Origin of the sequence: Paracerasibacillus soli, assembly GCF_042432965.1 — a bacterium.
Taxonomy (GTDB): domain Bacteria; phylum Bacillota; class Bacilli; order Bacillales; family Amphibacillaceae; genus Paracerasibacillus; species Paracerasibacillus soli.
In genome coordinates, this window is the sequence record NZ_JBHLWL010000001.1 from 20,007 (window position 1) to 45,396 (window position 25,390).

17 protein-coding genes are annotated in these 25,390 nt (G+C 39.6%); all 17 read right to left on the reverse strand.

Annotation, left to right across the window (positions count from 1 at the left end; all coding sequences use genetic code 11):
* Window positions 1–148: 148 nt before the first annotated feature.
* The 17 genes from ACFFIS_RS00095 to argH all read right to left on the reverse strand — a co-directional run bounded on the left by ACFFIS_RS00095 (window position 149) and on the right by argH (window position 25,327).
* On the reverse strand, window positions 149–2,866 hold the full coding sequence (locus ACFFIS_RS00095; protein WP_390185656.1) for a M64 family metallopeptidase: 2,718 nt from the start codon (window positions 2,864–2,866) through the stop codon (window positions 149–151).
* A gap of 178 nt (window positions 2,867–3,044) precedes the next feature.
* Window positions 3,045–5,252 (reverse strand): M6 family metalloprotease domain-containing protein, encoded by a 2,208-nt coding sequence (locus ACFFIS_RS00100; RefSeq protein ID WP_390185657.1) that lies wholly within the window; start codon window positions 5,250–5,252, stop codon window positions 3,045–3,047.
* A gap of 324 nt (window positions 5,253–5,576) precedes the next feature.
* Complete coding sequence (locus ACFFIS_RS00105) at window positions 5,577–7,595, reverse strand: Xaa-Pro dipeptidyl-peptidase (protein WP_390185702.1); 2,019 nt, start codon at window positions 7,593–7,595, stop codon at window positions 5,577–5,579.
* Between the two features lie 72 nt (window positions 7,596–7,667).
* Window positions 7,668–8,483, reverse strand: a complete 816-nt coding sequence (locus tag ACFFIS_RS00110) for a peptidylprolyl isomerase (RefSeq protein ID WP_320380092.1) — start codon at window positions 8,481–8,483, stop codon at window positions 7,668–7,670.
* Window positions 8,484–8,642: 159 nt separating this feature from the next.
* Window positions 8,643–9,491, reverse strand: coding sequence for an ABC transporter permease (locus ACFFIS_RS00115; protein ID WP_320380625.1), 849 nt, complete (start codon window positions 9,489–9,491; stop codon window positions 8,643–8,645).
* A gap of 84 nt (window positions 9,492–9,575) precedes the next feature.
* A complete protein-coding gene (locus ACFFIS_RS00120; RefSeq protein WP_390185658.1) occupies window positions 9,576–10,577 on the reverse strand; it encodes an ABC transporter permease in 1,002 nt (333 codons plus the stop codon).
* Between the two features lie 90 nt (window positions 10,578–10,667).
* Window positions 10,668–12,326: an ABC transporter substrate-binding protein gene (locus ACFFIS_RS00125; protein WP_390185659.1), complete on the reverse strand. Its 1,659-nt coding sequence runs from the start codon at window positions 12,324–12,326 to the stop codon at window positions 10,668–10,670.
* A gap of 30 nt (window positions 12,327–12,356) precedes the next feature.
* Entirely contained in the window at window positions 12,357–13,349 is a 993-nt protein-coding gene (locus tag ACFFIS_RS00130) for an ABC transporter ATP-binding protein (protein ID WP_390185660.1), read from the reverse strand.
* A complete protein-coding gene (locus ACFFIS_RS00135) occupies window positions 13,324–14,349 on the reverse strand; it encodes an ABC transporter ATP-binding protein (RefSeq protein ID WP_390185661.1) in 1,026 nt (341 codons plus the stop codon). The genes ACFFIS_RS00130 and ACFFIS_RS00135 overlap by 26 nt, the downstream gene beginning before the upstream one ends.
* A gap of 124 nt (window positions 14,350–14,473) precedes the next feature.
* Window positions 14,474–15,367, reverse strand: a complete 894-nt coding sequence (locus ACFFIS_RS00140; protein ID WP_320380095.1) for a peptidylprolyl isomerase — start codon at window positions 15,365–15,367, stop codon at window positions 14,474–14,476.
* Window positions 15,368–15,460: 93 nt separating this feature from the next.
* Entirely contained in the window at window positions 15,461–17,635 is a 2,175-nt protein-coding gene (locus ACFFIS_RS00145; protein WP_320380626.1) for a Xaa-Pro dipeptidyl-peptidase, read from the reverse strand.
* A 256-nt stretch (window positions 17,636–17,891) separates the two neighbouring features.
* On the reverse strand, window positions 17,892–18,431 hold the full coding sequence (sipW, locus tag ACFFIS_RS00150) for a signal peptidase I SipW (RefSeq protein WP_390185662.1): 540 nt from the start codon (window positions 18,429–18,431) through the stop codon (window positions 17,892–17,894).
* An 84-nt stretch (window positions 18,432–18,515) separates the two neighbouring features.
* On the reverse strand, window positions 18,516–18,854 hold the full coding sequence (locus ACFFIS_RS00155; protein WP_390185663.1) for a hypothetical protein: 339 nt from the start codon (window positions 18,852–18,854) through the stop codon (window positions 18,516–18,518).
* Window positions 18,855–19,040: 186 nt separating this feature from the next.
* A complete protein-coding gene (locus tag ACFFIS_RS00160; RefSeq protein ID WP_320380099.1) occupies window positions 19,041–21,248 on the reverse strand; it encodes a M6 family metalloprotease domain-containing protein in 2,208 nt (735 codons plus the stop codon).
* Window positions 21,249–21,394: 146 nt separating this feature from the next.
* Entirely contained in the window at window positions 21,395–21,982 is a 588-nt protein-coding gene (locus ACFFIS_RS00165; protein WP_320380100.1) for a TasA family protein, read from the reverse strand.
* A 1,000-nt stretch (window positions 21,983–22,982) separates the two neighbouring features.
* On the reverse strand, window positions 22,983–23,546 hold the full coding sequence (locus tag ACFFIS_RS00170; protein ID WP_390185664.1) for a DUF7713 domain-containing protein: 564 nt from the start codon (window positions 23,544–23,546) through the stop codon (window positions 22,983–22,985).
* A gap of 374 nt (window positions 23,547–23,920) precedes the next feature.
* The gene (gene argH / locus ACFFIS_RS00175) at window positions 23,921–25,327 is read right to left on the reverse strand and encodes an argininosuccinate lyase (RefSeq protein ID WP_390185665.1); all 1,407 of its coding nucleotides are present in this window, start codon (window positions 25,325–25,327) and stop codon (window positions 23,921–23,923) included.
* Window positions 25,328–25,390 lie beyond the last annotated feature (63 nt).

A 25,390-nucleotide genomic window follows, 5' to 3' on the forward strand; every position in this document is an offset into this window, starting at 1 on the left:
ATCGTAATCACCTATTATTTCGAGTTAGCAACCAAAAATGGTAGGTGTTTAGTCCCTGCTTGATCAAGCGAACAAGAACCAATGGTAAATAATAAGTGATGACGTATAAATCTCATGAACACCTGTCCTTGTCACGATTTTCTATTAGCTAATTTTGTTCCCAATGTTCATGTAATCTTTTCGCCTCGAGCGTCAAAACAATGTACGCTTGTTTCGCAATCAATCCTTGCTCATACTTTTGTTCCAGAAGAATTTCAAATCCACTCAAATGTTTCAGCGCTTTATCATCCAGACCACGTTGCTCAAAATGCGCAAGAGATGTTAAATGAGTAGAGAAAGAACGTTTCGTATCTTCTGTTGCAAAAACATCAAGTTCACCAAATTGCGCTACATAGTTTATTAGCGTTGTAGCACTCAAGTCTGCATTTGCACAATCACCAACGTTAAATGCGGATACTCGATTAGGTGCGCCAAAATCTGCAATATCAGAACGATTCTCATAACAACCTTGTACACCATGAATCGTATTTCCAACTAAAACAGGTCCATATTCGTCATATTGCGCATTTGCTGATACTTGCTCATTGTCACGCAAAATTAGCCACCCATTAAATGTATTACCTACTAACGTCGTGTCATGGATCGTTTGTGAAATATAAGTTTGACCATTTACTTCTGCCCCAAACATTTGGATTGTATGTGCTTCCTCAGCTTCTATATCTCCATTAATCGTACTATTTGAAATCACCAATGACGCACCTTTTTGTACGAAAACATCACCCGTTACGGTTATATTTTCAAGACAAGTCACGCCTTCTGTCACATGTAAATCGCCTTGGTAATCTTCTGTAATCGCATGTGTACATGTCGCTTGTTCTCCCGGAATGACTGTAGCGTAATATTCCTCTGCATTTCCAATATTACCGGCGGCATCAATGGCGCGATGTTCAATAAAATGCGTGTCAAAACCTGGCACAAATTTTTCACCCGGGTCTTCTTCCGTGTAAGATTTTTCATACGTTACAATGGATAGTCCACCTGTTCCAAGGTTGCCATATGTGAGCTCTTTAATATCTGTTCCAGAGTATGAAAATGTAAATGGCTCCCCTTCCGGTTCTTCAGGAAATCCAAAATAGTTATACCAACCACTTTTATTTAATCGAATTTCCCCGACAACAAAACCTGTTTGATCATCTTGCGGTTCAAGTTTCATATCAAACTTATTAAAATACACATGATGCTCCACCTCACCTGGTAGTGTCGCGATTGGTTCTGTTAATTTTCTTGGAGCTGTTGGAAGTTGATTGTCAACTATCCATGAAATTGTTTCCGAATCTGAACGAGTTTGCTGAGGGTCCGTAACCGTTGCACTTAATGTTAACTCTCCCTGTGGTAAATCAATTTCATTTAAATCAAGGAAACGGCTATTTTGTGCATCCGCTAGAACCTCGCCATTTAATTTCCAAGTAACATTTAACAAGCGGTCTGTCGGATTAGGTGTTTCAACAAATACAATCTCATCTAATGCTAAAGCATGAGCAGTTGTGGAATGATTTGTAAATACCACATCTACTTCCGTAACATTTTGTGGACTACCTATCGTCCATTCTCGTGTCTGTGTCATTCGTGGTCCATCTAAATAATTAGGATCTCGGACAAATTGCGTCTTGTCCTGAATCGTAACTTTGACGATATCATCCTGCTTTACATCATATTTACTTAAATCAAGATGCCGCGCATTATTCGTATTTGCAACGATTTCCCCATTAATTGCCCATGTGACATCCAACAAATGAAATCTTGGGTACATCGTCTCAACCGAGAGAATCTCATCTTTGCCGATTTCTCCTTCAGGTGTAGAAGTTAATGGCATCTCCTCCGCGTTACGCATCCCCGTTATTCGCTGCGTCATTTGTTCTCTACTAACTTGATCAAAGTAAAATCCAGTATGTCGCATCATGGAATGTTTACTAGGACGCCAAATATTTGAGCTACTGTACTGACCACTTTCATACCCATCTGGATCAGCAGCTTTAATCAGGCCACCAGACTCACTTTCTTCACCTAGCCAACGCCACCACTTCGCTTGTTTTTCAATCATTTCTTCAGAAGTCATTCGCGTATGATGAATAGAATTTGGTTCTTGATCTGGATGTGGACCACCAGGCACACCGCGATCATAATAAGAATACTCATCTTGTAGGTTGCCTAATGAATGTCCTAATTCATGCAATGAAACGAGTGGACCTTGTGGACTACCACCAGTCGTTGTAGCATGAACGCCACCAATACCGCCATACGTAAATGTATTCCCAATTGTTAACGTTTGAATGTTTTGGTCATTTTCAGATATACCTAACGCTGGGGCAATATATTCCCTCATAATCTTATTTCTCGCTTCGGCCCCACCGGTACCAAATGTTACACCACGTGCAAGCTCATCAGCTGGACATCGATTTGCGTATTGTAAATGAAACACCGTGTCACGCCTTACGTTCCCATCATCCGGGTCACAGCTAATCCCTGAATCTACCGAGGGGGTTTCTACCATATACACATTAAAGTAATTACGGTAACTACGGAAAGGCTCCACACTCCACTGAACATTTTGGTTGCGATCTACATCTTCACGAAACTTATCCATTTCATCTGCTGTATATCCATCACCAAAAATAATCAGGTTTAATCGATCTTCGGCTGGACCTGTAACTTGTAGTGGCACAATATTGACATCCCCTAATTCTAATTTCTGGTTATCAGCAGAGACAGATTGTGCATGTGATACATCTATTTTTCCAAAAGACAATACAAGTAAAGGAATCATCAGAACGAAGATACACAGTTTCCGAAAAATACGATTTCCCAATTTAACCATCCCTTCCCATTTACACTAGTAAAAAATGACTTTTTTGCGCTTTGATCGTTTTCTTAATGGATAAAAGCTTCTACATGAAACATGAGAACCGTCCCTACGAGTCACGATTCAGTTCGGTCGTGCTGCGCCGTGCCGTGCCGTGAAACGCGAGAACCGTCCCCATGTTTCACTATTTGATTAATAAATCTGTATAGTCATGCAGTGCTTTTGATGCTTTATTCGTTAATAGTTCATTCTCTGTAAACTGGTTAATGAGTAGCTTGAATCCTTCCATATGTTTCGCTACTTTATCTTGTGCTCCTTGTTGTTCAAAACGTTCAACAGCTATTAAATGTGTCGTGAATGGTCGGATGGCGGCTTGGTCAATGTCTCCTAATTCAGCAAAAATTCCCACTAATGCTTGCATACTTTTTGCATTCACATCGCTTAATAGCACATCGACATCCGAAGAGACTTGTCCCAAATCTGTTTCTGATGTTGCTGTAAATGTAAGTTGCGCAGGCTGTTGTTCCCCTGCAGGTACTTTTACATACACCGGAACTTCGACTGTTTCACCAGCTTCCACCTCTATCACATTGTGATGAATCATCGTTTCCCAACCTGTATCGATTTCAGCTTGAATACGCACTAAATCAGTTGCTTCCCCTGTATTCGTCACGCTAAATGTATGTGTAGCTATTTTTCCTGAAACTGCTCGTTCAGCCGCGTGCGCAACTGCTTCAACACCGCGTTCAAAATCTCCAGCACCATCCAAATGGCGCACAGATACGCGATATGAAAGTGCCCCAACTTCATCATAAAATTTATCTAAAATATAAAAATGTAGACGGTTATGTTCATCGACATACTCACTCACAACACCTTCATCTGTACCCGCTTTGAAGAGCGCGTCTGCGAGTTGTCGATAATCCCCAAGTGAGTACATCGCTTCAGTTCCATCTGGTCGAATAAAATCTACCTGTGCAATATCTTCATCGTGCGCATCAATAACCCAAATATTAGGTGGTGCTTCAGCATTTTTTGTTTTTGCCATGAGCACACCAGTATCCGGAGTAAATGAGTCAAACCCTATCTGGTCAACTACCTCGATCGTATAATTATCGTACCATTTTGCCCCACGTTGCATATCTGCTCGCCAATCATCCTCTAATGAGTTTGGAGGCGTTAAATCTTCCATCTCAATATTAATACCGTATAGGCCTGTCTTACCAAATTCATCACCTGTCGGTACAGCTCTGGCAATAATATCAGCAAATATTGGACCAGATTCAGCTAACTCATCACGATTGACATTAATGTACTGTTCCTCAGATAAAAAACCTTGTTTAATTTTGTTACGTAACATATGGTGCGGTGGGGTTGATCCACCCATCGTAGGTAGAACCTTCCATTGTGTGTGAGGGCCCCCTGGACCATTAAATGTACCACGACTCATTAGCTCCCATGGTCCTGAATACGTACGTGAGACTGGGTTACCATACGGATTATTATAATTATCACCAAGCTCCATAATATGACCAAATTCATGCGCAAATGTTGCCATTCCATCATTTTCTCCTTGGATTGAGACCCCACGACTAGCACTTGACCATATAGATTTAGCAGCAAACCAAGATGTCCAAGGTACATAACGCGTAACCGCCCAATTAGGCAAATCAAACTCTGCTGGTGGACCAAACTCATCCGTTACCGACTCAGGATTTTGGAACATCATTTCACCAAATTGTTGCCAAATTCCCGATTCATCGTATCCCGCATGTAGTATAAAGATAAAATCATAATTTTCTCCAGATGCATCAATGTCTGGCTGAGCTGCATTTACAGCTTCATTTCTAAGATTCTTTGCTTGATAGCCTTGTGGCATATTAATCGTTTGACCAAATTCATTTAACCCATATTGAAATTCATTAAAATCCATACGATAAGGTCCAAATGCATCAACTTCCATCGACCATTTACCATATGAATTTTCTAGCCAGTATTCGTTCATTGTTCGAAAATTGTTCAAAGGCTGTGGTTTATTTAGAAAGTCCACCCAAAAATCCCCAAGTTCATCATATGGAATATCACCAGTGTTTACTGGATTTCCCGCTAAGTCGGATCCTTCAGGTTGACTTAAAATAAACTCCTGATCAGGAAAGTCTACCAGAACCAGCGCACCTTTTAGTACCCTTTCTGGTTCAATAGTTGCAGAATTCCAATCAACTCCTGGAATAGGATTATAATCTTCCCATGTCATTTCCTCAGGTAGTTTCCAAGACTCTGTATCTACATGATCAGGAAAAGAATCAAGCCCTGTTGGCGCTGCGAAAATCGTAGGTGAAAATGCAATGAGTAATACAACAACTAGCATGAAAGATCGTTTCATTGTTCGCATATTATTAACCTCCTAAGTGGCGGAGTCCCGCCCATACGCTGAGGTGTTTTATATTTATACAAAGACGAAAACTCCACCTAATTGCATCCCTTTTTGCAAATATACTAGTAAAAAATGACTTTGAATCTGTTTTGATAGCTTTCTTGGTGGGTAAATACTTCTACATGAAACATGAGAACCGTCCCTACGAGTCACGATTCAGTTCGGTCGTCTGCATTGTGCAGTGAAACATGAGAACCGTCCCTATGTTTCAAAATTGGGCTGTTCACCACCCCCTTAGCATCAAATCTCTTCTGCGTGAAACATGAGAACCGTCCCTACGTTTCACCTTAATAAGGCGTCGATATCTTGTTGTAAAATATCGTGTACTTCTTTTGTCATGTGCTTGGCGTGGAAGTCTAGTAATAATTTAAATCCGGATAAATGTTTTTTTGCTTTATCTTCTGCGCCTTGTTGTTCATAATGTTCCACTGTTGTTAAATGTGTTTGTAGCTGACGGACTGCAGTAGGGCTACTGAACGCTCCTTGTTGCTCATAATATTGAATGAGCTCTTTTATTTCCTTCACACTTGTTGGCTCTTGTGTGATATCTCCAACGAGTGGTAATGATACATAACTTTGTTCTGGAAAGATAGAAAGCGTTGTTCCTGGTTTTGGCCGAATCGTATACTCGTAATCACTTGATATCACAGCAATACCGATTCTATGACCTTCCTTTATCTCATAATCTGTTGGTTGCATATTCCACGTAAATGTATAAGGTTGATCTGGTGTAAGGGCTTCTGAATGTGAAATAGAATGTAAGTTTTGTGGGTCCATCCATCCGCGCGTGATGATACGACTACTTCCATTTGGACTGTAATCTACGAGTAAGGCAGTTAAATTAGCTGTCGGTCGATCTATACTAGCTTTAACTGAAATATTTGGGGTGCCACTGATGCGATAGGCATATGTTAATTCTGGGGTCACATATATTTGGCGATTCTCCATGTTCAACATAGGCTGTTGAACCAATTCTTGTGCTCTAATAGATGAATCATCAACAAATTTTTGTGAGACATGTGTATCTAAAACAGGTCGATGACTTAAGTTTCCATCTTCTGTATGCTTTGAGGTAAAATATAATGTTGTTTCTTGCATTTCTTCATGTGGCCACGCATGTTCCGTTTCCCAAGTACGGTTCTCCTTTTGAATATCAACCATTGGCTCATCCATGATTCCGTTATCAATATCATGCAGCCAATAGTCAAACCATTTATTTAACGTTGTCAGCCACTCCGTATTTCTAAAACTATACGGACTAGCATGCCCATGTTGGTGGAGCCATAGTTTTCTAGGTACATCATATTTTTCAAGCTCATCCCACCATTGTGCAAATTGCTCTGTCTTTACATTCCAATCATTTAATCCATGTACAACAAACACACTTGCCCTAATATTTTCTGTAGCATTTAAATAGTTACGCTCGTCCCAAAAATCGTTATAATCTCCCGTCACCCTATCTTGTTCTATTTCGATTTCTTCCATTAATTCAGAGCAAACCTCAGGGTTATCTCGCGTTAAAACGGCTTTGGCTAATGAATCTGCGTCCTCACCCTGATATCCTCCTGGCGCAATCACGGCTCCATTCGCACGGTAGTAATCATACCAATTACTAATCGCTCCAATAGGAACAATCGTTTCTAATCCTTCCACTCCCGTTGTTGCAACGCCATTTGGTAACGTGCCATTGTAAGAAACACCTGTCATTCCTACTTTTCCTGTTGACCAGTCCGCGAAAACTTCCTCACCAGATTCGTCATACGCCTTTGCACGGCCATTTAACCAGTCAATGACAGCTCTCGTTGCCAAAACTTCCTGACTATCACCAGTTGTTGGGCAACCATTGGACATGCCGCTTCCGATACTTTCAGCAAGAATAACAGCATAGCCTCTTGGCAGGAAATAATCGTCATAATATCCTGGTAAATCTGCAGCAAACGGTTTTCCTCCAGTGCTATCATTCGGATTGATTGGCGTCGGAGTCAATTCTACATCGACATCATGAAAATCAATCGGATTTAGGCCAGCCCGATAAGGACTTATTTCGTAAATAACAGGAACTTTTAATCCTTCTTCCGTTTCCTTTGGTCGAATAAGATCCGCCCTAATCCGGTCTTTCTTTCCATCACCATCACTATCTACCTCCGTCTCAATGAAGACCCTCTCAACAATCGCTTCCTCTTTAGAAAATATCGGTTGCGTCACCCCATCTTCTACTAGAATAGTAGGAAGTGTAGCGCCCAGCCCTTTTGGTACATCAGCCCCAAAAAGAATCGGAACAATAAAAATTACCCCCAACATAAAACCTAACTTCCTCACTTATTACTCGCCTCCTTTGAAACATGGGGACGGTTCTCATGTTTCACCCATGTTTCATTTCATACGTACGTTTGCATTTTTTAATATTTGATTTAATATTTCCTCTTCTTCTTCAGCGGAGATTTTTTCAGAAATCATCATCCGCTGAATACGTTTCTTCACATCAGCAAATGACCCTATTTCATCCTTTGTTTGACGGCGATCTGTTACTTTTATGAGATGGTAACCAAACTTTGTTTCAACCGGGTCGCTTATATCACCAACTTGCATCTCGTAAGCAACTTTTTCAAAATTAGGTTCCGTATCTCCTGCTGAAAAATAACCTAAATAACCGCCATCATCTGCATCGACATCAAGCGAATACTCATTCGCTAATTTATTAAAATCTACCCCTGCCTGTATTTGTTCTAATAGCTTCTCAGCAGTTTCTTTATCCTCAACTAAAATATGCTGCGCCTCAAGATCCTCAAGCAGTCTCTCATATTTTTCTTGTAGCGCTTCCTCACTAATTTTCAAATGTTCGGCAATTGCTTCTTCCTGTAATAATCGAAGTTGTATCACTTGCTGTAATGCATCTTCATCCTTCATTCCTTGTTGTGCTAACCATTCTTCAAACTGATCACCATACTGTTCTTTGATCATATTTATTTCAGCGGTGATTTCAGTCTCCCCGACAGTATACTTATCTTCTAACACTTTCAACAGCAACATTTCTTCCAAAACTTTATCCCCATATTGATGTTTTAACTGTTCATAAAATTCAGCTTCCGTAATGTCCCCAACATCCGTTTCCGCGATTACCTCTACTTGGTCTCCATTACAACCAGCAAGCAGCCAAATACATAATATGAAAATAATAGATTTTCTCATGAAGGCACACTCCTCATGCTAAACTTTCCTTTGTCCACCCTTAAGAACCACCCATCCTTTTGCTTCATGCTTCACTGTATGAAACACAAGAACCGTCCCCACGTCTCACTTTGCTTCATGCTTCACCCCATGAAACACGAGAACCGTCCCCATGTTTCACTAATTTTTCATTTTGGGGTCTAGGGCGTCTCTTAGGCCGTCGCCGATTAGGTTAAATCCTAGTACGACTAGCATGATGGATAGTCCTGGTGCGATTAAAGTCCAGGGTGCTAATTGGATAAAATTACGTGCTTCTGCAAGCATTTTTCCCCATTCAGGTAGTGGGGCTTGCGCACCTAGTCCTAAAAAGCCTAAAGCAGCCGCTTCTAATATAGCTGTACCAAATCCTAATGTAGCTTGTACTATAATTGGCGCAATACTATTTGGCAAAATATGATGGAATATAATTCGGCCATTTTTCATTCCTTGTGCTCGTGCTGCCATAATATACTCTTCTTCCCGTAAGCTAATTACTTTCGAGCGAACTAGTCTTCCAAAAATAGGAATATTAATCACAGCGATTGCGATTAATGCGTTTTGTAAAGAAGCTCCTAAAATAGCAACAATCGCGATTGCTAATAGAATACTAGGAAAGGCGAGTAGCATATCAAATATTCGTGATATGATCATATCTACCCATCTACCAAAATATCCTGCAACGATTCCTAATAATGTTCCAAATACTAGCGCACCACTAACAGCAAAAAAGCCTACTTGCAAAGATATTCTTGCACCATACGCAATACGAGAGAAAATATCCCGCCCTACATCGTCTGTACCTAACCAATGTTCGGCAGAAGGAGGTTGAAGCCGATCGACAAGTACTTGATCTTTGTACCCATAGCTAGTAAGCATTGGTGCAAATAGGCCGAGTAAAATAAAAAATACAATAATAACAAATCCTGCAACTGCAAAGCGATTTTTACGTAGTTGCATCAAGGAATCTTTTAAGGGAGATGTTTCTTCCATTTCCTCTTCATCTATTGGTCTATTTATTGCCAAGTTTTCTTCAACCTTGTGCTCTTGTGCCACCTTCTTCATATCTCATCCCCCCTAATATTTAATCCTTGGATCAATATACGTATATAAGATATCTACCAGTAAATTAATGATGACGAACATGAAAGCGATCACCAATATTCCTGATTGAATGACAGGGTAATCCCGATAACTAATTGCTTCAAATATATATCTACCAATCCCTGGCCAACTAAAAATAGTTTCGGTTAATATGGCCCCACCTAATAACACACCGGTTTGTAATCCAATGACAGTTAAAACCGGAATTAATGCATTTTTTAAGGCATGCTTATAGATAATCAAAAACTGATTAGAACCTTTCGCACGCACTGTACGGATGTAATCAGACTTCATTACTTCTAACATACTCGAACGTGTCATACGGGCAATAATTGCCATCGGTATCGTTGCTAAGGCAATACTTGGTAAAATAAGATGTTTCAACATCGTAATCGTCTGTGAAAAGTCACGCTGTATGATCGTATCAATGACATAAAAATAAGTAATTGGCTCAATTGGATCTCGATTACTTTGTCTTCCATGGGCAGGCAACCACCCTAGTTCCTGGGCAAACACCCACTGCTCCATTAAGGCAAGCCAAAAGACCGGCATCGAAACACCGACAAGTGCGACAATCATCGCTAAAAAGTCGAACCAAGAATTCTGTTTCCATGCGCTAATAATACCCGCATTCACACCGACAAATATGGCGATCAACATCGCAAAAAATGTAAGCTCAAACGTTGCCGCCAAGTATGGCCAAATCTCTTTTGAAATTTCAGCCTTCGTACGTAATGATGTTCCTAAGTCAGCCTGTAGCAAATCCTTAACATAGGCACCATATTGTACAGCAACCGGCTTGTCCAACCCGAGACTTTCCTCTAGATTTTCAATCGCCGTTTGAGTAGCTGCCTCACCTAATATGACTTGTGCAGGATTTCCCGGTATGAGATGAACAATTGAAAATGTAATGATCGTCATCCCTATTAAAACTGGAATTAACATTAATAATCGACGTAGTATATATGAACCCATTCTTTCACCTCAACAAAAAGTCTGACGTAACTGCCATTTTTGGGGTCTGACCCCATTAGTAATCAAGGAGGGGGTCAGACCCCTCCTTGTTTATTCTATATCTACTTCTTCTAATGATTCACTTGTTGATGGGTGTGGAACATAATGTTTTACTTTACTTGATGTTGCCATAACTGGAGTTGAATGAACTAATGGAACCATTGGCACGTCTTCAGCAATAAGCGCTTGCGCTTCTTTATACATCGCTTCACGTTCGTCCTGATCAACAGCTACTTTTGCTTCATCTAATAAACGATCCACTTCTTTGTTTTCATAAAACTCACGGTTACTATCTCCAATGTTATTACCATGTAAGAGGCTACTTAGGAAATAATCCGGGTCACCATTTGTTCCAGACCAACCAAGCATATACATTTGATGTTCACCATTCATTGTTTTTTCCAAATATGGCGCCCATTCTTCTCGCACAATATTAATCTCTACACCAATTTCAGCTAGATTATTTTGGATAATCTCCGAAACAGTTTCTGGATCTGGCATATACGGCCTAGCTACTGGCATTGTCCATAAATCAATTTTCACACCATCTTCATAACCAGCTTCGGCTAACAGTTCCTTTGCCTTCTCTAGGTCATACTGGAAACCTTCAATCTCGTCATTATATCCTAAATAATTTGGTGGTAATGGGTTCACAGCAGGCGTACCATAACCAGCATACAACGCATCCACAATTGCATCTCGGTCAATGGCGTGACTAATCGCCTGACGTAGTTTCTTATCACTTACTGGATCCTTTTGAACGTTAAATCCAACATAACCAAAGTTATTTTCTGCACGCGCATATAACGTTAGGTTTTCATCATCTTCAACACCCGCCGCATCATCAGGATTTAAACCATCCATGATATCTATGTCGCCGGAGCGTAGGGCAATAAGACGTGCAGCATTATCAGGAATAACTTCAAAAATTACTTTATCTACTTTCGGTAAACCTTCTTTACGATAGTCCTCGAATTTTTCTAAGACAATCGAATCATCTTTAGTCCAACTAACAAACTTAAACGGCCCTGTTCCAACTGGGTTTTCATTGATTGTCGCACCATATTCCTCCAAAGCTGCTGGTGATGTAATTGGGAAATACGTCATCGCCATATTTTGTAGGAAGAATCCTAAAGGCTTATTTAATACAAACTCCACTTCGTAATCATTCACGACGTTTATTTCATCCACGACATGACCTTTATCACCCTTTTGTCCGCCAAACATCGTTTCATACATGAAATAAACATAACCATCATCAGCAAAAGCATATTCATGCTCCGGATCAGCAAAGCGCTCAAAGTTGATTTTGACAGCTTCTGCATTAAAATCAGTACCATCATGGAAAGTAACACCTTCCTCTAAATAAAAGGTATACTTCAATCCATCATCGGAAACTTCCCAATCATGCGCAAGACCAGGTTTTAGTTCAAATGTTTCAGCTTCAAAGTCTAATAAACTTTCCAATACTTGACGTGTTACACGTGAAGACTCCCCGTCTGAAGTACTACCTGGATCCAAACTTTCCGAATCCCCTCCTCGGGCAAAAATAAGCACTTTGTCTTCACCATCTGTATTTCCAGATACTTCCTCAGACTTCTTCCCATCATCCGATTTCTTTCCTTCATTTGAATCATCGTCACTACATGCAGCGAGAATAAAAAATAACGTCGCCATCAAGGACAATAACAGCAATTTTTTAAATCTCATTTACGCTTCCCCCTTATATTATTTAATAATTTATATAACATTTGTTGCTACTTCCTTCTCGTAAAGATGGCAAGCAACAAAATGGTTATCACTCGCTTCCTTAAAAGCTGGTTTCAACGTTTTACATATTTCCATTGCTTGTGGACACCTCGTATGAAAAGGACATCCTGTCGGTGGATTAGACGGACTTGGTACATCACCCTGTAAAATAATGCGCTCCCTATTCACATCTGGGTCTGGCATCGGAATCGCTGATAAAAGAGCTTGTGTATACGGATGTTTTGGATCATCATACAATTTATCCTTATCAGTTAGCTCCACCATTTGTCCTAAATACATGACCCCAACCCGATCACTAATATGTTTTACGACACTTAAATCATGTGCAATAAAAACATATGTTAAATGAAACTCATCCCGAAGTTTTTCCATTAAATTCAAGATTTGTGATTGTACGGAAACATCTAATGCCGAGACAGGCTCGTCACATATAATCAACTTCGGATTATTCGCTAATGCACGTGCAATCCCAATTCTTTGTCTCTGCCCACCACTAAACTGATGTGCATAGCGTGACGCATGATAAGCTTGTAAACCTACAACTTCTAACAATTCCCTTACACGCTCTTTACGTTGTTTCGCATTTTTCATACCGTGAATGAGTAAGGGCTCGCCGATAATCTTTTCTACAGTATGACGAGGATTAAGTGATGCGTACGGGTCCTGAAATATTATTTGCATATCACGTCGTAATTGCCGCATTTTTTTAGCGTCTAAATTCGTGATATCTTGACCTTCAAATTTAATTTGACCTGAGGTAGGCTCAATCAGTCGCAAAATTGCTTTACCCGTTGTTGATTTTCCACAACCGGACTCTCCTACAATCCCTAATATTTCTCCCCTTTTTACAGCAAAAGAAATATCATCAACGGCTTTCACTTCCCCGACTTTCCGACCAAAGACACCACCTTTTATATCAAAGTATTTCTTTAGCTGCTCAACTTCCAATATCGGTTTTTCCACTATGAATCACATCCTTTCCATGTTCGCCATCATATAAGAAACAGCGACTTCTACGATGGCTTCCATTTTCAATTGCATACAATTCAGGATTCTCCTGCCAACAATGATCAAATGCAAATTCACATCTTGGAGCAAAACGACACCCTACCCTACCTAGCTTCGGTCTTGGTACTGTTCCTGGAATAGAGTATAATTTCTGATCCTTTTCATGAATTTTCGGCAAGGATTGAATGAGCCCTTTTGTATAAGGATGCTGTGGATCTTTTAATATTTCCCTTACTGTTCCTTCCTCCACAACTTGTCCAGCATACATGACAATGACCCGACTACACATTTCGGCTACAACACCTAAGTCATGTGTAATTAATAGAACAGCCGTTTGATTCACTTCATTTAATTGTCGAATTAAATCTAGTATTTGAGCTTGGATCGTGACGTCTAACGCTGTCGTTGGTTCATCAGCAATAATGAGTTCCGGATTACATGACATCGCCATCGCAATCATAATCCGTTGCCTCATTCCACCTGATAATTGATGTGGGTATTCATCCACCACCTCTTCTGCACGTGGCAACCCGACTTGTTGCAGTAATTGGATTGCTTTAGAACGCGCTTGTTTTTTGCTCATCTTCTGATGGTTACGAATCCCTTCTATTAACTGGTTTCCAATCGTAAACAGCGGATTAAGTGATGTCATCGGTTCCTGAAAAATCATCGCAATTTCATTTCCACGAATCTTTTTCATTCTTTTATCAGAAGCTTTCACAAGATTTTCACCGTGAAAGTTAATTTCACCATCAACAATTTTACCTGGTGGATTAGGAATTAATTGCATGATGGATAATGACGTGACACTTTTTCCACAACCAGACTCCCCAACAATGCCAACAATTTCTCCCTTTTTTACGTGTAGACTCACACCGTCAACTGCAGGTATTTCTCCACTATCTGTAAAAAAGTGGGTGCGTAAATTGTTTATTTCTAAAACTGCATCTGTCATCATTTATCCCCCTTGGGTGCTTGGTAATTGTTGCATGGATTATTTATGTTACAAACATTCTGAATTAAATACTGATAACTTCATATTATAATAAATATATTATTCCTAAACCTTTTCTATTCATCTATTTTCTAGCCTCAGTCTTATTTGCTTTTAAATCGTTAAATAATTCCTTATATGTTTCATCTTTCACATCAACGATAGCGTCACGAATCATCTTTTCAATTTTCCCTTGCGTTTCTACCATATTGATTTTGTTATAACGGATTTCTTCACGTAACGCTTCTTTCATTTCCTCAAATGAAGCGATTTCGCGATCCTTTTTACGAATATCGTTCAGCTTTATAATGTGATAGCCATAATTTGTCTGAACTGGCTCACTGACTTCTCCCTTTTTCATGGAAAATGCGACATGTTCAAAAGCTGGTATCATCGTTCCCACTGAAAAATATCCCAAGTCTCCACCATCTTTTGCGGATACCTTATCCTCTGAGTATTCCTTTGCTAGCTCTGAAAAATCAATACCATCTTCAAGGCTTTCTATCATTTCCAGTGCGGTTTCCTCATCTTTTACAAGAATATGTTGCGCACTAATTTCCTTCGTTTTCTGATCATACGCTTCCTTTAATTCACTATCTGATACGTCCACTCCGTCTAATGCAGCTGCCTCTTGAAGTAATCCGAGATAGATTTTACTTTTGAATGCATCTTCATCATTCAAACCTTGCTGTTGCAAATACATATCAAATTGCATACCAAGTTCTTCTTTTACTTTATTTAATTCCTCATCTATCTTTTTTTCGTCTATATCATATCCACTACTTAAAACATCTATCGTGACAAGCTCCTGTAAAACACTTTCACCATATCGTTTTTGTAATTCCTCATTTAAATCATCTTCTGTAATCGTACCAACGCGCGTTTCGATAATGACATTTGCTTCATCTTTATTCCCGCTACATGCACCCAAACTAAATAAAATAAGTATTGTGGTCATAGCAATTAATCGTTTCTTCATCTATAGGCCACCCCTTGTATTCATGGTAAGAGAATTTCCTTATCGATTTACATAATGTGGGAGAGATTCCCCCTCCCACACAATTTGTACGACCTACTCGAATAAGTCTATTAAATATTGCGTATCTACTTTTAGAACATGATACGCCTCACTAGAAATGAGTTGCTGATCTTTTTGATAGGCAAGTAGCACTTTAAAGTTTTCAAGATGTTTCAAAACTTTATTCATTTCATTTTCTCTTTCATAATGGCCAATAGCAGCAAGATGCATATCTAGTGCTCTAGCAGCATCTTCATTTTCAAAAGCCCCTTCATCTAAAAAGTACTTTACAACCGCAAGTAAATCCGCTGTACTTTTTGGTGAAGTGCCACCGTCATACCCAATTGCTTCGTTAAATGCTTCCTTACCACCAACAATTGGTAGTTTTATATAACTTTCACCTAGTGATACGTCAATTTTGGCCCGATTACTATCCGTCATAATCCAATTTGGATCACTTCCGACGATAATCACCCCGAGACGATGCCCTTTTTTGAAAACATAATCTTCCGGCAACATGTCCCATTGGAAACCATATTGCTTACCTGGTTCTAGTGGATTAGAATAGTGCAGGGATTCCCAATTCTGTGCATCCAACCAGCCATGTGTCACAATTTCATATGGTGCCTCATGCGTTACTTTTTCCGTTTCTTTATAACATGCATTGTCCGCGGGCGTACTTTCACCCCAACATGTGATGTCTTCCAACGTACGAATTCCTTCTTCTCTTGAGCGATGATTGACTCTCACATCTGTACCATAATCTACTATTAAAGCTGTTAGATTTGTGTTATCCTTATCTACCAGCGCAGATAGATTCATTTCCGGTACACCACTTAAACGAATATCTTCCTCTAGTTCCGGCGTTAAAAATATTAATCTATTATCCTTTGTTGTAAACTCATCCTCCACCATTTCCCGCTCAGTTTGTCTTGGGTTATCAATGAAAGATTGTATTTCTTTATGAATGACCGGCCCAGTATGCAAAGTTCCAGGCAACGTTTCATTTGCGGGAGCTAATTTCACTGCTACTTCATCCGCTTCGGCATCAGGCCAACTAGTATATGTTTCCCACTCATCTGCAGCCCGTTCTATATCGACTGTAGGCTCATCCATAATGCCGTTTTCAATTCCTAACAACCAATAGTCAAACCAGCGATGGAGTGTATCAACCCACTCTGCCCTTCTAAAATCAAATGGATCAACATGACCAGTTTGTGTGAGCCAAAGTTTTCGTGGTACATCATTTTCAGCTAATGCTTCCCACCAATTGGAAAAATGATTTGCCTTTACGTTATAATCGTTAAGACCGTGAATGACGAATACACTAGTTGAAACTTTATCTGAATCCTTCACGTAATTTCGCTCATCCCAGAAATCATTATAATTACCTGTTTCGTCATCTGATTGTATTCTCATTTCTTCACGAACAGGTGCACAATCCGCGACTCTTTCACTACTCGTCACTCTTCCAGCTAAACCACCAGGACCATTACGATAAAACGGAATGCCACCATAGCGATAATAATCATACCAGCTACTAATCGCACCAATTGGTACAATCGTTTCTAACCCATCTATCCCACGAGCAGCAGCACCATTTGCGAGCGTACCATCATATGATTTTCCAATCATGCCTACTTTTCCAGTAGCCCAGTCCGCCGCAACTTCTTCTCCATCTTTATCCCATGCCTTCGCTCTACCATTTAACCAGTCAATGACAACTTCAACACTTTCAATTTCCTCAAAGCCACCCGTTGTCGGACACCCTTGTGAATTATTTGTTCCAACCATGTCCACTAATACAACCGCATAGCCTCTTGGTACGAAATAGTTATCATAGTACAGAGGGAACATCGTATTTTCGCCAATCCCGTCCGGATCTTTAATTTCCGCCTCATTTCCACGCCCCATGCTTTCATAATATGGGCTCGCATCCATAATGACAGGTACTTTCAAATCCCCCTCTGTTTCCTTTGGACGCATAATATCTATTGCAATACGATCTGTTTCTCCATCTCGGTCACTGTCTAAAGATGATGCAACATAAATCGTTTCCTTAATCGCGTCCTCGTATGAATAAATCGGTTGTGTTACACCATTTTCTAATATAAAACTAGAACTAGCTTCAACCGGTTCTTCCATCATGGTAGTAGGTAACATTGGTGATGCGAGCAATAATAAAGTGATGACCGGTAAGAAGAAACCTCTAAAAACGCGCTGCTTCATTTTTTGCACATGCATACCTCCCATTTCATCCATTTAACCTTGTTTCGTTTCTGACCGCTGTTGTCATTCCAAAAGTCGCTGTCCAAATTACTAGATAATCATGAGTAGCGTATGGTATTTTTGTTGTTAAACCATTTCGATGTCTTTAAAAACATGAAGTGCCGAGTGCAAGAAGCAAGAACCTTCCCTCGTGTTTCGGTGAAATCCCATGAAACGCGAGAACCGTCCCCATGTTTCACCCATGTTTCAGCGCAATTCATGAAACACGAGAACCGTCCCTATGTTTCGTTTGGTCGAGTTCGCGTGCTGCTCGCCATATGGTGATGAATGCGTAGAGGACTAATAGTGCGCCTGGTATGATAAGGAGGAGAACAGCGCCTTCTTTTGAGTTGGCAAAGTTCATGACATAGCCTACTTTTGGAATTGTTGTTCCTGTATATTCACCGACAACATTATCTGCAAGTACAGGTTCAAAGTCTGCTCTGTCATTTGCATCACCTTTTGTTACATACAGTTGTCCGTTACTTTCCACCTTTTCAACTCGGTGTGTGACAAGAACATTTTCTTCCATAAGATAAGTAATGACATCGCCCTCCTTAAAACGCGTCATATCTCCTCCTGTTTTAACAAATATAATCGAACCCGTTTGAATGTCCGGCTCCATTGAACCAGATAAAACTGTTTTTATTTGATAACCAAAAATACTTGCATGTCCTCCAGCTATTTTTGAGTTCACTACTAGATACATCGTGAAAAGCAATACAGTAAACAGCAAAATCGTTACGAATCGATTCACAAACTTTAACAACCTTTCCCGCTTCAACCCCATCACCTCATGTTTGCAATCTCTTAACCATACTTCATTTCGTTATCTATGACTCTATTGTTCAACATCTGGCGCTTCGTCTATTTCACGTTCTTCTTTTTCCACCGTAACATCACTATTTTCTTCTCCAACTTCATCATCCGTAACTGTTTCATCATCTATTTCCTCAGCACGAACTTCATTTGATTCATCAGCAATTTCTTCTTGCTTGTCAACCGGTTCATCCTCTTCACTTTTTTCCTCCGTGTCGAAATCTTCTTTAGTTTCAACGTCACGTGTTGCAGGATGTTCGTCTGAATCTACCTGTTCAAACGTATCGACTATATCGATTGTTGTTTCAACTACCGTTTGACTATCAAAATAAGCATAAGTTGGTAATGTAACTTGGTGCACACATAAACCTACTAAATAAGTAACGATGAGCAATTTAAACACGATGTTCGTATTTTGCTTGGTCTTTTTGAAAAACAATTAAATTCACTCACCCTTCTTCCCAAACATAAATGAAGCTACTTCTATCATTTAGGAACCCCTTCCTGCAATACCTTTTATTACAGGAAGGAGAAATCTATGAAGCTATTATTTAATTAAATGATCCGCATAATCCTCAAGCGCTTGTGATGCCTTTGCAGTGATTAATCCATTATCTGCAAAATGGTTGATAAGCACCTTTAACCCGTCAACATGTTTCGCTACTTTATCATGTGCTGCTTTATTTTCATATTGCTCCAAAGCAGTTAAATGCGTTTGTAATGGACGGACCGCACCAGCTTCAATTTCTTCCATATCGGCAAAAATATCGACCAATGTCTGCAAGCTCGCAGCACTAATCTCGCTTAATAGTGCGTCTTGCGCTGTTGCGACTTGCTCTGTATCCGTCTCAGAAGTTGCCGTAAATGTAAGGATTGTAGGTGCACTTTCGCCTTCAGGAACTTTAACATATACTGGAACCTCTACTGTTTCCCCCGCCTCAACTTCAATTACATGATGCTGAATCATCGTTTCCCAACCAGCATCTGTATTGACATTAATTCGGAATAAGTCAGTGGCCTCCCCGGTATTCGTAACTTGGAAATAATGTGTCGCAACTTTTCCAGGTACAGCTCTTTCAGCTTGACTACTTGCAGCAACGACCCCACGCTCATAATCTCCTGCTCCATCTAAATGACGGACAGATACACGATAGGATAGTACACCTTCATCGTCATACTGCTTATCTAAAATATAGAAGTGTAGACGGTTATGCTCATCCACATATTCACTTACTACATTTTCATCTGTCCCAGCCTTAAATAGCGCATCCGACAGTTGACGGTAATCTCCAAGTGAATACATTGCTTCTGATCCATCAGGTCGAATGAAGTCTACTTGCGAAATATCTTCATCCTTTGCATCAACAACCCAAATGTTTGGAGCAGATTCAGCATTTTTTGTTTTCGCCATTAACACACCAGAATCAGGCGTGAAAGAATCAAATCCAACACGGTCTACAACTTCAATCGTATAATTGTCATACCACTTTGCACCGCGCTGCATATCCGCTCTCCAGTCATCTTCCAATGAGTTTGGTGGTGTTAAATCCTCCATTTCAATATTGATGCCATGAATGCCTGTCCGACCAAATTTCTCTCCAACCGGTACAGCCCGCGCAACAATATCAGCAAAAATTGGACCTGTATCAGCTAGCGCATCCCGTTCCACATTCAAATATTGATCCTCATCTAAAAATCCTTGTTTAATTTTATTTCGTAACATATGGTGTGAAGGTGCAGAACCACCAAGCGTTGGTGTAATCATCCAGCGCGTATGCGGGCCACCTGGTCCATTAAAGCTTCCACGACTCATCAGCTCCCAAGGTCCGGAATAAGTACGTGATACTGGCTCCCCATATGGATTGTTGTAGTTATCTAGCAATTCCATAATGTGACCAAACTCATGTGCAAACACACCCATACCATCACTTTCACCTTGAACTGAAATACCGTTTCTTATGTTTGCATGTGACCAGATAGATTTCGCAGCAAACCATGACGTCCATGGCACATAACGTGTATACGCCCAATTAGGTAAATCTCCTAAATCCGCTGGCGGCCCGAACTCATCTGTAACCGCATCCCGATCCTGGAACATCATTTCGCCAAATTCCTGCCAAACACCTGACTGATCATAGCCCGCATGAAGAATAAATACAAAATCAAATTCTTCACCAGAAGCATCCAAATCTCCCTGGGCTAAATTTAATGATTCTGTCTGGATATTTCTCGATTGGTATCCAGGTGGCATTTGGTTACCATACGATAAACCGTACTGGAACTCCCTACCATCTAAACGATAAGGACCAAACGCATCAATCTCAACGCCCCATTTTCCATAAGAGTTTTCTCGCCAATATTCATTAATCGTCCGATAATGATTAAGTTCTTGCGGTTTATTTAAGAAGTCCTCCCAAAATTGGCCAAGTTCTTCTCGTGGAATATCCCCAGATCCGATTGGATTACCCGCTTCATCCGATCCTTCTGGTAAACTTGAAATGAATTCTTGGTCAGCAAAATCTACTAACACAAGAGCTCCTTTTAATAGACGTTCAGGCTCAGCCGTCACTTCATTCCAATTAACCCCCGGGACAGCTTGATAGTCATCCCATTCCATATCTTCTGGCAATACCCATGTTTCTGAATCAACTGCATCAGGAAACGAGTCTAGTCCGGATGGAGCTGCAAAAACAGTTGGTGAAAACAATAAGAGAGAACTAATTGCTAAAATAAAAGAGCGCTTTATTAATTTCAATTTGTTGCCTCCTTATTTTCAAATATACAATCCGCGTTTTTTAGTACGAATAGATAACTGGTTTTTCGGCTCCATACTTTCTTTTCATCTAGTAACCCACTATGCTTAAAAGGTATGAATCCAAATATAAAGTTGTGAAGTTGTGATTACTTATCACTACCAGGAACTTGATGCGCGATGAATGTCCACTCCAGTTGTAGCGAGTCGCCTTGGAATTGATTCTGATCCGCGCTGTTATCAACAAAGTTAAATTTAACGACTAAGTCATTTGAAGAACCAACCGGAAGACCTTTTTCCCCAAATGCCGGATAAAAAATATGTTCGTTAACAGCATCTAGCGTCATATCTTTTAATTCAGCTAAAGTCGTCTCATAAATGACCTCATCTAAATTATCAGCGTTATATAAGAATTCAACTTGGATATGCTCTCCAAAATCCTCTGTATTGTCTCCGTTTACATCAATCACTCGATAATCCGTATCCAACGTTACTCTCTCGATATCTAACGTTCCATTATTTTGCAATTCAAAATCGCGAATGATTGAATCACCCGGTTGCAAGTTTTCTACATTCACAATGGCTGTCGGCTCCACCGATAAATCCAACGTACCCGCAGCAAACGTATTATTCGTAACTACAGTAGAGCTAAAATATGCGTACGTTCCACCACCAATTAGCGTTAAACCTAATGCCGCTGACATAACACCCATACTGAACTTCTTTTTAATACTCATTTATATTCCTCCCCAAGACTTTTTTATTTTCGTTCCGTCGTAGTACTATTTTGTTAAGTAATACCTCTTTGCCTTTTATGGAGTTGACTCATGTTGTAACCATCATTCAATTTAAGTATTTTTTTACCTTTCTCTATTTCTAGGAAGTGTCCTACTAAATAAAAGTAGACCTGGACTGCTATTTTGAATAAGTAGAGGCTATCATAGATGAATAGAGATCTAAGGAAATAAACATGAAGTATTTAATGATGATGGTTATTTATTACAATCTTGCATAAAAAAATGTATTCACCCCCCGCTTTTTATTTCGTTACACACGGGTGTTTTTTATATTCTGTTAATTATGATTATATCATTGGCGTTTTGAAAGTATATAAAATTATACTATATTTTGAAAATTGATTCTAATATACTATATTTACTACTATCACTTGGTTCTAAAGTATCATAGAAAAGACATACAGAATTTTCACAAGGAGAAAAGACATCCATCTAAAGATACAGACAATACTTCAGTATATTTAAAAAAGGCGATCGTGCTTTGAAGAAATTGATATAAGCACTAGTATGATTGTTATCTATTGGATTCCGTAGATAGTAAAGAAGTATATTGATAGATTTTTGAACGGGGATAATGGAGAAATTTTTTACTATGTGTAAAATGGCAGTTGTCTGGTACTAAAGCAGAGGGATAGGAGAAATAAAAAGACACCCTATTATAAATGCGTATTTACCACAGCAAATATGCATTAATGATAGAGTGTTGTTTTGGGAAGTGTAGCCTTTTTCTTTAAGCATAAATATCCCCCAAATTGTTAATGATTTTAGGTAACTCCATCATAACAACCTTGGGGGATTTTCTATTAATCACTTTAGGCACGATTTAAAGATTGCCCTATTAGTGGGATCGGACGGTTCCGGTGTTTCAACACGCGTTACATTATGCTAAAGCATGCCGGTGTGAAACAGGAGAACCGTCCCCATGTTTCATGGGCTAATCCTATTCCACATCATCCGTAATATCATACATCTTCAATTTAATCTGAAACCCCTCAAAAGCCGTAACCATTTTCCCGACTTCTTCCCATGTATATGGCTTCCCATCAATTATCACAAGTGGCTCATCATCAGAGGCTTCATTATATTCGATGACTCCCACAATTTGATCATTCTTCATATTTTGATATGCTTGGCCTCCTGAAAAGACATCTGTTTCAATATACTGCTCGGCTATTCCCTTTCGAGTCTTCTCAATTAATCTTGAAATCATTTCCTGCTGACTTCCCTCTAATTCCCCATGCACAGCAAATTTATACCCGAATTCTATATTTTCAACCGCCTCAAAATAGAATCCAATCGGGTATACCCGTCTTTCTACATAAAAAGTACGACTAATACCTCGGCCGTCCACTAACGTAAAAGACTCTATAACTTGTTCTAAATTTACATTCAATTCATCCGACATCATTTTATTGTAACAATCGTTACATAAATGAAGCAGTTCTCCTTTAATCTGCAAATTAACTTTTACTTTCTTCATACCGCAGTGACTACACTTATCCAATCCCATCACCCTTATCATTTTCTTCTTTTAAGACTAATTATACTGTGAGTGACTTGAAAGTGACTATCTTTTTTACGCATTTTCACATTTCTTGGACGTAATTGTTTTTGAAAGTTTAAATATGGAAATTAACCTATCACGAAAATAATAATGCGATAGAAACAGGGTTTGTGCAAGTCCTCGTGAACTTTTTTAAAAAAAGACTTATTCTTTCTTAGAAATTTTTTGGCCTTTATATTTCTTATTCACATTACCACCATAATAAAAACAAATAAAAGGCATCTGTAACCACTGTTTTTCACAGTAATCAGATGCCTTTGTTTCACATTATGCTAACGCTCACCTTCATGAAACAGGAGAACCGTCCCCATGTTTCACCAACGCTTCATGCGTTTCTTAATCATTTCTCGAACAACATTAGGGTTTGGGCCACCAGTAACTTTTCTGCGTTCGACAAAGTAATATGGATCGACGATTTCTTTCCAATCCTGTTCAGAGATTTTAACGTCTTCAATCCATTCATTGACTTTATCCACTGATAGCTCATATAATTCCTTACCAAGTTTATCTGCCTTTTTCGAAATAACACTTGCTTTATGGTGCGCCTTTCTAAATGAAACATCATAATCACGAGCCAAAACGTCTGCTAACTCTGTAATTGTAATCATATTTTCCCTAGCTTGTTGATAAGCACGTTCTTTATCAAATTCCATTGTCGTGATAACGGCTTCCATCAACTGTAAGACGCGGATCCCTTTATTAAATCCTGCATAAAGATGCGGTTGCAAGTCATCCTCGGTGTCATTAATATCACCAAATGGTGTGTTATGCACCATATGGACAACAGCTATGCCTTCTGCAGCAGCGCTACTTGCAATGGAGCGCGAATGTTCGATAGAAACAGGATTTCTTTTCTGTGGCATAATGCTGCTGATTTGAACATAAGCATCAGACACTTTGATTAAGCCGACTTCTTTTGAAGACATTCTTAATAATTCCTGTAGCCAGCGGCCCATATTTGTCATAAGACTTATTAATGCCTGGGCTGCTTCAGTTAAATAATCACCACTACCAATGGCGTCATATGAATTTTCAATTAAGCTGTCAAATTCAAGTAACTCAACCATACGCTCACGATTGATTGGAAAACCTGAAGTTGTAATGGCCGCAGCACCCATTGGTGACTGATTCACCGTTCGATATGCCTGCTTCAACCGCTCAATATCGCGTGTGAGATTGTCATAAAGGGCAACTAAATAATGACCAAGAGTTGTCGGCTGGGCTGGTTGAGTATGCGTATGTGCCGGCATGATTGTCTCAACGTGTTGCTCAGCCTGATATAGTAAGGCTTTGGCGAGATCCTCAGCATGTTCAATTGTCTTAGTGAGGTAATCTCGCAAAACAATGCGGTACATCGCTTCCCCCATATCATTTCTACTTTTAGCGATATGCATTTTTCCAGCCAACTCATCACCAATAATATCCCCGATACGCGATTCCACCAAAAAGAATAAATCTTCATATTCGGAATGATACTCGATGGTTTCAGGATCCATATTCTCTACTTGCTCCACACCAGACAAAATTTTTCTTGCTTCGTCTTCTGTTAATATTTTTTGTTCTGCCAACATCTTCGTGTGTGCTTTATGAATCATAAACATTGCATCAAATAGATGTTCTTTTTGATCATAGAAAATAGGTTTTAATAACGTTTCACTAAATACTTTCCCGGGAAATTGGGAGCCATCTTTCTGCTCAAATTCCTCTTTTGATGTAAACATTGTAAGTAGCACCTCTTCTATTCTTAATTATTTCCTCATACTTCATTTATTGCTAACACACTC